Raw genomic sequence first — 10,717 nt, 5'->3', positions numbered from 1 at the left:
GGGTGGGCGGGTCGCACCGGCCAACACACACCCCACTCCCCCCAACCGGTCAAGCGGGAAGCGCCGGTGTCCCGATCACTCGGCTGATCCAGGCGTCCGGGTTGGAGATCTCCGTCGTCGTCGGCAGCGTCTCGGGTGAGGTCCAGACGCGGTTGAACCCGTCCATTCCCACCTGCCCGACGACCTTCCTGACGAACGCCGACCCCTCCGCGTACTGCTTCATCTTCAGTTCGATCCCCAGCAGTCGCCGGACCGTGCGGTCCAGCCGGGAGCCGCCCTCGCGGCGCTGGGCGAACTTGGCGCGGATGTCGGCGACCGAGGGCACCACGGCGGGGCCGACGGCGTCCATGACGTAGTCGCCGTGCCCTTCCACCAGGGTCATGACGGCGGTGAGCCGGTCGAGTATGGCCTTCTGCTCGGGCGACTGGATGGCGTCGATCAGGTTGCCCTCGCCGCCGCGTACCACGTCGGCGACGGTGTCGGCGGCGTTGCGCAGCCGGTCGAGCAGGGTGGGCAGGTCGAGGTCGGAGGCGAGCAGGAACTCGGTCATCTGGGAGCGGACGTATTCCCTGAGCCAGGTGACCCCGGTGAACTGCACCCGGTGGGTCTCCTCGTGCAGGCAGACCCACAGGCGGAAGTCGTGCGGGTCGACGTTCATCTCGCGTTCGGCGTGGACGATGTTGGGCGCCACGAGCGTCAGCCGGCCGGTGGGTTCGCGGCCGGTGGGGTCGGGCGGCAGGAACAGCTCGTACTGGCCGAGGACGCGGGAGGCCAGGAAGGCCAGCACCGCGCCCACTTCGACGCCCGTGATGCGCGAGCCGACGGCGGTGACGATGGCGGGCGGCGGGTTGCCGCTGTTGCCGACGCGCTGCGTGAGGGGTTCGAGAACCACGCGGAAGCCCTCGACGTTCGCCTTGATCCAGCCCGGACGGTCGACGATGGTCGCGGGCTGCGGGGCGGTCTCCGTGTGGATTTTGGTGAATTCGCGTACGTGGCCTTCGGCTTCACGCGAAAGGGTGCGCAGTTCGGTGACGGCCTGCCTGGCCTCCTCTTTGCTCACCTGAGGACCGGGGCGCACCAGGCGCGTGCCGGTCGTGACGGCCAGATCCCAGTCGATCACCTGCATAACGTCCACCGTACGTGGTTCTCCTCCTCCCTGCGAAGAAGCGTCCCGCTGAAGGAACGTCCCTGCGGAGAAGCCTCCCCCTGAACGTCCCGCCCAAGGAACGTCTCAGTGAACCCGGCGGTCAGGAGCGGGCGACGATCGCGGCGAGCCGGTCGAGCACGTGCTCGGCCGTCCCCGGCACCTGGTCGGCCAGGAAGGCGAAGGTGACCAGCCGCCCGTCCTTGGTGGTGGCCAGTCCGGCGAGCGTGTTCACGTGGTTGAGCGTGCCGGTCTTGGCGCGGACGAGGCCGACCTGCCCCTTGCTGTCGCCGCCGACGAAGCGCCGGCCGTTGCCGAGCGTTCCCGAGAACCCGGCGATCGGCATGCCGGAGGCGACGGCGTGCAGGCCGGGGTGGGTGTCGGACAGGGCGACGGCGATGAGCCTGGCCAGGCCGTCGGCGCTGATGCGGTTGAGCGTGGACAGGCCGCTGCCGTCGCGGACCTGGATGCCCTTGTCGGCGCCGAGCCGCTTGAGCACCGCGGTCACCGCCTTGGCGCCGCCGTCGAAGGAGGCGGGCTGGCCTTCCTTGATGGCCACGTGCCTGGCCAGGGCCTCCGACAGGTCGTTGTCGCTGTGGGTGAGCGCGTGCTCGACGAGTGCGTAGACGGGGGCCGAGGTGACCTTGCCCAACTCGGCCGCGCCTGCGGCGGCCTTCCCCGGCCGGATGCTCTTGGACACCGAGATGCCCTGCTTGCCGAGCAGTTTGGCGAACGCGGCGGCGGCGTACTGGGACGGGTTGGACACGCGGGGCTGCGAGTGACCCGGATGCTGACGGCCCTCGTCGATGGCCAGCGCGTGGACGGGCGCCACGTTGCCGTCGGGGATGTAGCCGGGCTTCCAGCCGGGGCCGACCGCGGGCCCGCTGAACAGGCCGGCGTCGTAGGCGAGCGTGACCTTCTTGATCCCTTGAGCCTTGAGCGAGGCCGCCGTGCGCAGGGCGAGGGTGGCGAGCGTGGCCTGCTTGGGGAAGGCGGCGGGCTTGGCGGACGGCCCGGCGAGCAGCGGGTCACCACCCCCGACCAGGACGATCGAGTTCGCCGTCCGGCCGCTCACGACCCGGGTGGACAACCGGGCGTCGGGGCCCAGTGAGGCGAGCGCGGCGACGCTGGTCACGATTTTCGTGGTGGACGCCGGCACGATCCCGGCGTCGGGGTTGGCGGCGAAGATCCGCTGGCCGGTGGCCGCGTCGAGGACGACCGCGCCCACCCGGGAGCCGAGCGCTTCGTCACCCAGCGCGTCGGTGAGCTGGCGCGTCAAAGTACCCTTAGTCGGGAGAGGTCCGTCTCCTGACTTCGCCGACAGCTGGGCCAGCACAGGCCCGGAGGTGACCACGGGGACGGGGGGAGAAGACCCTTGAGGAGACGCTGCCGGCCCGTGAGGTGCAGGTTGCCTCGTCAGAGCGCCCAGGCTGAGGTCGTTGCCCACCGCGTAGACGCCGGTGACGACGACCAGCACCTGGAGCACGGCGAGTGTGGCCACCATCACCCACCGCTCGTGCCGTGCCACGTCGCCTGACCTCTCTCTAAGTTCGCCTACGAGACATTAACGCCCTGCCGGGGGTTCCCGGGGGCCTGAGCGGAGGAACCGCGGTGGAGTTCGACGTTGTCGTTGAGATTCCCAAGGGGCAACGGAACAAATACGAAGTGGACCACGAGACCGGCAAAATTCGGCTTGACCGGCTGCTGTTCACCTCCACGCAGTACCCCGCCGACTACGGCTTCATCGAGAACACCCTCGGTGAGGACGGCGATCCCCTCGACGCGCTGGTGCTGCTTCAGGAGCCGACGTTCCCCGGCTGCTACATCACCTGCCGCGCGGTCGGCATGTTCCGTATGACCGATGAGAAGGGCGGTGACGACAAGGTCCTCTGTGTCCCGTCCACCGACCCGCGGATGCACCACATTCAGGACATCCACCACGTGTCGGAGTTCGACCGGCTGGAGATCCAGCACTTCTTCGAGGTGTACAAGGACCTGGAGCCCGGCAAGTCCGTCGAGGGCGCCAACTGGGTCGGGCGTATCGAGGCCGAGGCCGAGATCGAGCGCTCGTTCCGCCGCGCCAAGGAGAGCGGGCACTAGGCCGCCGAGGAGAGCGGGCACGAGGAAGACGCTCAGCGGGGCCTGGTGGCGCCCACCAGGTCCCCGCGCCAGATCGAGGCGACGCGCACCACGTCCCCGGTCTGCGGCGCGTGCACCATCAGCCCGCGTCCTACGTACATCCCGACGTGGTGAATGGTACCGGGGTCGCTGCTGATGCGGCCGAAGAACACCAGGTCACCGCGCTGTAGCTGGTCGAGCGGCACGTGCGGCCCGGACGTCCACTGGGTGCCCGTCCAGTGGTCGAGCCGCACGCCCACCCGTTCCCAGGCCCGCATCGTCAGCCCGGAGCAGTCGTAGCTGGCCGGGCCGTCGGCGGCCCACACGTACGGCTTGCCGAGCTGCGACAGCGCCCAGTTGGCCGCCAGGTCGCCCATGGCCGAGCCGCCGACGAGCCCCTTGAGCGAGATCGCGGCCGCCCGCTGCCTGGCGAGCAGTTCGGCTCTGCCGCGGGCGGCGTCCACCCGGCGCTGCAGTTCGCTCTTGCGGGCGCGCAACGTCCTGGTCTCGCGCCGCTGCCTGGCCACCGCCGCCTGCGCGGCGTGTTTGGCCTGGCCGGCGCGTTCGAGTGCGGCCTGCTGGGCGGCGTACGCGGTGGCCGCCTGAGTACGCAGGATGGCCGAGACCTCCTGGGCGTCGCGCATCCGGGTGAGCACCGCGGCCCGCTGGTCGCCGAGCTGATCCAGGATGCCGGCGCGGTGCAGGTAGCCGTCCACGCCGCCGGTGTCGATCATCATGCCGATGACCGGTTCGAGCGGCGTCATCCCGCCGTAGGCCTGCGCGGCGAGCGCCGCGACCGCCTCGCGGGCTTGCGCCACCGCCGCGTCGGCGGCCGTGAGCCTGGTCTTGGCCTGCTCGTACGCCTGCCCGGCCCGCGCCACCTCGACCCGTTCCCCGTTGTACGCCTCCACCAGCCGCTCGACCTCGGCGTCGAGCCTGGCCAGCCGGCTCTGGGCGGCGACCAACCTGGCGCTGGCCGTGCCGAGTTCCCTGGCCCGGTCCTTGGCGATCTCGCGGGCCCGGCGCACGTCCCTGGACGACGGCGGGGGGTCGGCGTGCACCGGCGGGCACAGGGCGATGATCAGGCAGCTCGCGAGAAGCCCGGCGGCAGCGGTGCGCATAGGTTCCCCCCGAAACTCATGGTCACTCTACGCACACGTTCCCGGGCCATTCACTCACGTAACGTAGTTATCGCAGCGAATCAGGCGTACCTGACACCTCAGCCGCTCCCGGTCGGCTCCGGACTCGGCGACGGCTTCGGCTGGGTCGGGGAAACCGTGGGCGAGCTCTCGCCGGGGGACGGGTGCTGGTCGGGGCTGGTCCGCGTGGGCGACGGCGTCGGGCTGTCGCCGCCGCTCTGCGACGGGCTGGGAGTCGTCGGCCCACCGGTGGGGCGACCAGTCGGGTGATGCGTCGGGCGGTCCGGCGGGTGGGGGTGGCCGGTCGGCGGTTGCGGCCGCCACGTGCGTGTCGGCGTCGGCTGCGGCCTGGGCTCCTGCGTCGGCTCCGGAATGTAGGACGGCTGCGGGGGCTGCGGAGCGTACGACGGCGGCGCCGGCGGACGTCCGGTCCGCACGGCGGGCGGCGGCAGCGGCCCCGGCGTGGCCGGTTCGAGCACGCCGATCGGATGCCCGCTCGCGGTGTCGAGTATGGGCTGGACGTTCATCGGCACGTCCTGCGGCTCGCGCCGCCACGGCAGCCTGATCCCCGGCGGCTCGCCGGTGGCGGGGAAGGCGGCGGTGGCCACCCCGGCCAGGCCGCCGTTGTCCTTGCCGATCTGGTTGAAGATCAACGCGATCGCCGCCACCGCCGCGATCGCCGCCAGCGCGCCCACGAGCGCCTGAGGCCAGTGCGTCGTCCCCGTGCCGGTGAGCGGAACGGGAAATCCGGCCGCGTCCAGCGCGCCCGAGCGTCTGGCGACGTAACGGCGGTAGGGCTGCAGTTCCGGGTCGAGGAAGCAGCTCATCACCCTGACCCGGAGCGAGCGGGGCAGTTCGGGACGCGGCAGCAGGCCGAGCACCTTGGCCGCGGAGATCTGCCGGGTGCGGTGCGGCGCGCACGTCTCGCAGCGCGGCAGGTGCTCGACCAGCCGCTCGCGCATGTCCTGGGTCAGCTCGCCGGAGAACCCGCTCAGGATGCGGGCCCGCTGGGCGCAGTCGTAGGGGCCCTTCCTGGCCAGGAACTCGGCGGTGACGGCGTCGCAGAGCCGTTCGCGTGCCTCGTCCCTGACGAGTTCGAGCTGGCGCGGCGGCAGGTGGAGCACGAGCGCGAGGTCGGCGTCGTCCAGCTCGGACGACAGTTCGAGCACCTCGCGGTCGGCGGCGGGCAGGCTGTGCGTGGCGTTCCAGGCCATGACGCGCAGGTCGGCGTCGGCCGGGTCGTCGAGCGGCGGGGCCTCGGCCAGCGCCTCGTCGGCGCCCGGCGGCGCGGCCATCCGCCGGCGCAGGCATTCGCCGCGGGCCAGGGCGTAGAGCCAGGGGCGCAGTTTGTCCGGCTCGGTCAGGGCGGCGGCGTGCGCCTCCGCCGCGATCAGGGTGTCGCGCAGCGCCACCTGGGCGCTGTCGGCGCTCAGCAGGAGAGACCAGCAGTATCGGTAGATGCGCTCGGCGTAGGCGTCGTACAGGGTGGCGAGGGCACCCGGGTCGCCGGCGCGAAGTGCCTCGACCATGGCGCGATCATTCATGTAACCGAAGGTAATGGATTAGTAACTGCTAGTTCTACCGATTCCGCACTGACAACGTCGTCGTTCTCGGCGGCCGATCTCCGCAATGTGCTGATTTGTTGCGCTATTTGTTTATGGCTTGTGGTCGGGAACCGGCTGTCCGCCGCGGTCCACCGCGAACGGCTCGGTGCTCGGCTTGACCGTGTGGATGGGCACCGCGCCCTTCATCGCCAGGTCCTCGAAGGGACGCCCGGTGGAACCCCAGGTCCTGGCCGTGATCTCGGTCTTGGCCACCTTCGTGCCCGCGGGCAGGCCGGTCACGGTCAGGATGAATCTGGGCGGGCTGCCGGCCTTCACGTCGTCCACGAACGTGCTGCCGCCGCCCAGCAGTTTGCCCGACGCGTCGCGGAGCAACGCGTTCACGACGAGGCTGCTGGCAGGCAACTGATACGGATTTCCGACATATCCAGTTATCAGGTATGACCCGTCCTTCTGGCGCAATGTCTGAACCCGGGTGATAGGAAATTTCTGGAATGCCGAGGCGATCCGCCCCGCCAGCCGCCACTGCGCCGGACGGTAGTCGATCGTCACCTTGGCCGGTTTCTCGGCCGTGCTGGCCTGCCCGGTGAACGCCAGCGACCCGCCGGGCGGGATCGCGTCCAGCGGCTGATCCATCCGGACGACCTCGGCCCCGGCGGCGTTGCGTCCGACGACCGTGGCCACCACGTGCTCGCCGAAATGCCACGGGTTGGCGTTGCTGAGCACCCCGGCCCAGTTCACCGCGTACCCGTCGGGCGACTTGACGATATTCGACACCTGCTCCTTCAGAGCAAGCGGTTTGAGCTGTACATCGGGCTGTTCCTCACTTGAGCACCCTGCTAGGCAGATAGCCCCGAGTGCGAGGAGGCTGACGGTTCGGCTAAGCGGGATCACTTTGCCGTGATAACCCGTCCATGGGTACGGCTGGCAGATGACACGCGCCAGCCGTACCAACTCTTTTAACTCTTCACCGCTGCCGGACGACCCTGGCCTCGTCCCAGACCGGCGCCGGGGACTCGTAAACCTGGCCGTCGGAGCCGAAGACCAGGAAGCGGTCGAAGTCGGCGGCGAACCAGCGGTCGTGGGTGACCGCGAGCACCGTGCCGTCGAAGGCGTTCAGGCCGATCTGCAACGCCTCGGCGCTGGCCAGGTCGAGGTTGTCGGTCGGCTCGTCGAGCAGCAGCAACGTGGACCCCGACAGCTCCAGCAGCAGGATCTGCAACCGCGCCTGCTGGCCGCCGGACAGCGTCTCGAACCGCTGCTCGGCCACCCGGCCGGCCAGCTCGTAGCGGGCCAGCGCCTTCATCGCCTCGTTCTTCAGCCTGGCGTGCTCGGTCATCACGATCTCGACCGGCGTGCGCCCCTGAAGGTCGGGACGGGCGTGCGTCTGCGCGAAGTGCCCGGGCACCACCCTGGCGCCCAGCCGCGACACCCCGGAATGCCTGACCGGCTCGCCGGCCAGCAGCCGCAGGAAGTGGGACTTGCCCGAGCCGTTCGAGCCGAGCACCGCGACCCGCTCGCCGTACCAGACCTCCAGGTCGAACGGCTTCATCAGGCCGGTCAGCTCCAGCCCCTCGCAGATCACCGCGCGCTTGCCGGTGCGCCCGCCCTTGAGCCGCATGCTGATGTTCTGGTCGCCTGGCGCCTGCTCGGGCGGCCCGGCCTCCTCGAACTTGCGCAGCCTGGTCTGGGCGGCGTGGTAGGCGGGCGCCATGCCGTCGTTGTACCTGGCCTTGTTCTTCAACATGTTGACCAGGGCCTTGAGCTTGGCGTGCTCTTCGTCCCAGCGCCTGCGCAGCTCGTCGAGCCGCTCGTTGCGTGCCTTGCGCGCCTCGGCGTAGGTGGTGAAGCCGCCGCCGTGGATCCAGATGTTGCCCGACTCGACCGTGACGATGCGGTCGGCCGCGTTGGCCAGGAGCTGGCGGTCGTGGCTGACCAGCAGGACCGTCTTCGGCGTCTCCCTGAGCTGCTGTTCCAGCCACTCCTTGCCGGGCACGTCGAGGTAGTTGTCGGGCTCGTCGAGCAGCAGGGTCTGGTCGGGGCCGCGCAGCAGCGCCTCCAGCACGAGCCGCTTCTGCTCGCCGCCCGACAGCGTCGCGACGTCGCGCCACTTGACCCGCTCGTACGGCACGCCGAGCGCGGCGACCGTGCAGGTGTCCCAGAGCACCTCGATGTCGTAGCCGCCGGCGTCGGTGTAGTCGCTGATGGCCTGCGCGTAACGCATCTGCGTCTTCTCGTCGTCGCGCTCCATCATGGCCAGCTCGGCCGCGTCGAGCCGCTCGGCGGCCTGGCGCACGGCCGGCGGCGCGACGCTCACCAGCAGGTCGCGGACGTTGCTGCCGTCGCGCACGCTGCCCACGAACTGCCGCATGACGCCCAGCCCGCCCGAGCTGGCGACGCTGCCGTCGACCGGCTGCAGATCGCCGGCGATCAGCCGCATGAGCGTGGTCTTGCCCGCTCCGTTGGGCCCGACGAGCGCGGCCTTGACGCCTTCACCGATTCTGAAGGACACGTCGTTGAGCAATGGCCGCCCGTCGGGCAGCACGTATGTCAGATGTCCTACTTCGACGTGGCCCACCCGCGCAGATTACCCGCCCGCTTCAGCCTCCGGCATCCCAATTTCCGCCCGCGATCACGGCAGGAAGTAGGTCATGACCAGGAAGACGGCCAGGACGACCAGGCCGAGCGCGCCCCAGTGGCGAGGGATCCTGGCCACCAGGCCGGGTAACCGGCGCACGGCCCGCAGCTCGGCCACCAGCACGCCGGCCACCGCCATCGCGTACCCGACGAAGGGGAAGAGGAGGCAGGGCACCAGCAGCGCCAGCCCGAGGACCAGCGAGACGCGGCCGCGCGCGGCGCTGGCCAGCGCGGCCAGGCACAACCACACGCCGAGGGCCTCGGACGAGCACAGCCACTGGAGGACGGCGGGCTGATCTTCGATCACGTCGCGCAGGCCGGGTACAGCCGTCGCCAGCGATGGCCTGACGTCCAGCCGGCTCACGAGCGGCCAGGCGACGGCGGCCAGAGCGACCGTCCACGCCACGGCCCTGACTCGCGCGACCGTCTCCGAAACCTGGCCGCGCTCGCGCCGCCACGCCAGGACGAGCGCCACCAGAGCGGCCGCGAAACACCCGGCTCCCGCCCACAGCTCCCACGGCGACGGCCCGCCGCAGGGGCCGGGAAAGGGGAAGGCGACCGGCACGGCCACGGCCACGACCAGGACCAGGGCCGTGGCCACCGCACCGACCGGCGGGAAGCGCGCGGGCAGCCAGAGCGCGAGCAGCGCCAGCGCCACCGGCAGGAACAGCGTCGCCGTACCGGCCAGATCCCAGGCGGCCAGGGCCGACTCGTCGAGCGGGACGTAGGCGAACCAGCCGCAGATCTGGGCCGGCCGGGCGGCCGACAAGAGCAGCGGCAGGCAGGCCGCGAACACGGCCAGGAAACGGAGCATCGCCGCGGCCTCCAGAGTCGAACGTTGATCGAACTCGCGGCGCACGCTACCCCAGGAGGGCCCTGGACAGTAAGTGATCTAATGACTAGAACTGTAGGGAGCCCCCGGCCCCAAGGACGTGTGATGCGATTCCGATCCGCCTTCGCTCCCCTCGCACTCGCGTTGCTCGGCCTGACGGCCGTGCCGCAGCCGGCCTGCGCCGCGCCACCCAACCCGGCCGCGCCCAGCGCCTCCGCCACCGCTTTACCCACCCCGTCCCAGCAGGTCTCCGCGTGCGCGCCGGCGGTGCGGGGCGCGAGCGTCGACGCCCGGCTGACCGGCCTGTTCACCGACCACGGCAACGACAACGGCCGGCTCGACGACTGGACCGGCGCCGACGGCGCGTACTCGCTGCGCCTGCCCAGCGGCCGCGAGCTGTGGGTGTTCTCCGACACCTTCCTCGGCCGGGTCAACCCCGACGGCTCGCGTCCGCCGGTGGTCGAGGAGGGCGGCAGCACGGTCTTCCTGAACAACTCCTTCGCCGTCGAGCGCGACGGCAGGCTGTCGACCATCCACGACGGCACCGCCGCCGAGCCGACCGCGGTGATGCCGCCACGTGACGCGAACCACTGGTTCTGGGCGGGGGACGCGACGCTGGCCGGCGGCATCGTGGAGGCCACCTACCAGGAGTACGAGCGGTTCGGCCCCGGCGCGTGGGACTGGCGCTGGCACCGCAACGTGGTGGCCAGGTTCGCGCCCGGCCGGCTGCAGCGGCCGATCAGCGTGCACGACCTGCCCTCGGGCCACGGCGTGGCCTGGGCCTCCGGCCTGCTCAAGGACGGCGGCCACACCTACGTGTACGGCGTGGAGGACCTCGGCGGCACCAAGTACATGCACGTCGCCAGGGTCAGGGGGCAGAGCCTGCTGGGCGCCTGGGAGTACCTGAAGGCCGACGGCACCTGGTCGCCGGACGAGCTCGACTCGGCCCGGATCATGAGCGGGGTCGCCAACGAGTACAGCGTCAGCCGGGTCGGGTCCGGATACGTCCTGATCACCCATGACACGACCTCGGTGCTGAGCCCGAACATCGTGGCCTACTCCTCGTGCTCGCCGGCCGGCCCGTTCACCGGCAAGCAGCACGTCTACACCACCCCCGAGACCGGCGGGAACATCTTCACCTACAACGCACACGCGCACCCGGAGATCACCGGCGACGGCGGCGGGCTGGTCGTGTCGTACAACGTGAACAGCTTCGTCAACACCGACCACTACCGCGACGTGACGATCTACCGCCCGCGCTTCATCGACGTGCGTTTCGGGTGAG

General features: G+C 70.8%; 9 protein-coding genes. 2 read left to right on the top strand and 7 right to left on the bottom strand.

All coding sequences use genetic code 11. The features are described 5' to 3' along the window. Positions 1-49: 49 nt before the first annotated feature. Positions 50-1,126 (bottom strand): zinc-dependent metalloprotease, encoded by a 1,077-nt coding sequence (locus HII36_RS32145; protein ID WP_173527049.1) that lies wholly within the window; start codon positions 1,124-1,126, stop codon positions 50-52. A gap of 121 nt (positions 1,127-1,247) precedes the next feature. Continuing rightward, positions 1,248-2,423 carry a D-alanyl-D-alanine carboxypeptidase/D-alanyl-D-alanine endopeptidase gene (dacB, locus tag HII36_RS32140; RefSeq protein WP_236004068.1) on the bottom strand — a complete coding sequence of 392 codons (1,176 nt, stop codon included), beginning with the start codon at positions 2,421-2,423 and terminating at the stop codon, positions 1,248-1,250. Between the two features lie 332 nt (positions 2,424-2,755). Between dacB and HII36_RS32135 the strand changes: the two genes are divergently transcribed. Then, positions 2,756-3,244 (top strand): inorganic diphosphatase, encoded by a 489-nt coding sequence (locus HII36_RS32135; RefSeq protein ID WP_173527046.1) that lies wholly within the window; start codon positions 2,756-2,758, stop codon positions 3,242-3,244. A gap of 32 nt (positions 3,245-3,276) precedes the next feature. On the opposite strand, the gene HII36_RS32130 is transcribed toward HII36_RS32135, so the two are convergent. From HII36_RS32130 to HII36_RS32110, 5 genes are all read right to left on the bottom strand, one after another. After that, positions 3,277-4,383 carry a C40 family peptidase gene (locus tag HII36_RS32130; RefSeq protein ID WP_173527045.1) on the bottom strand — a complete coding sequence of 369 codons (1,107 nt, stop codon included), beginning with the start codon at positions 4,381-4,383 and terminating at the stop codon, positions 3,277-3,279. A gap of 98 nt (positions 4,384-4,481) precedes the next feature. Next, a complete protein-coding gene (locus tag HII36_RS32125) occupies positions 4,482-5,945 on the bottom strand; it encodes an RNA polymerase sigma factor (RefSeq protein WP_173527044.1) in 1,464 nt (487 codons plus the stop codon). Positions 5,946-6,056: 111 nt separating this feature from the next. Continuing rightward, positions 6,057-6,740, bottom strand: coding sequence for a hypothetical protein (locus HII36_RS32120; RefSeq protein ID WP_328807979.1), 684 nt, complete (start codon positions 6,738-6,740; stop codon positions 6,057-6,059). A 190-nt stretch (positions 6,741-6,930) separates the two neighbouring features. Next, positions 6,931-8,541: an ABC-F family ATP-binding cassette domain-containing protein gene (locus HII36_RS32115; protein WP_173527043.1), complete on the bottom strand. Its 1,611-nt coding sequence runs from the start codon at positions 8,539-8,541 to the stop codon at positions 6,931-6,933. Between the two features lie 54 nt (positions 8,542-8,595). Beyond that, positions 8,596-9,414, bottom strand: coding sequence for a hypothetical protein (locus HII36_RS32110; RefSeq protein WP_173527042.1), 819 nt, complete (start codon positions 9,412-9,414; stop codon positions 8,596-8,598). A 123-nt stretch (positions 9,415-9,537) separates the two neighbouring features. Here HII36_RS32110 and HII36_RS32105 point away from each other — a divergent pair, with 123 nt between their 5' ends. Beyond that, a complete protein-coding gene (locus HII36_RS32105; protein ID WP_236004066.1) occupies positions 9,538-10,716 on the top strand; it encodes a DUF4185 domain-containing protein in 1,179 nt (392 codons plus the stop codon). The last annotated feature ends 1 nt before the right edge of the window (position 10,717 follow it).

The sequence above is a fragment of the Nonomuraea antri genome, from assembly GCF_013283785.1.
Classification (GTDB): Bacteria; Actinomycetota; Actinomycetes; order Streptosporangiales; family Streptosporangiaceae; genus Nonomuraea; species Nonomuraea antri.
This window is presented reverse-complemented; position numbering and strand designations above follow the sequence as displayed.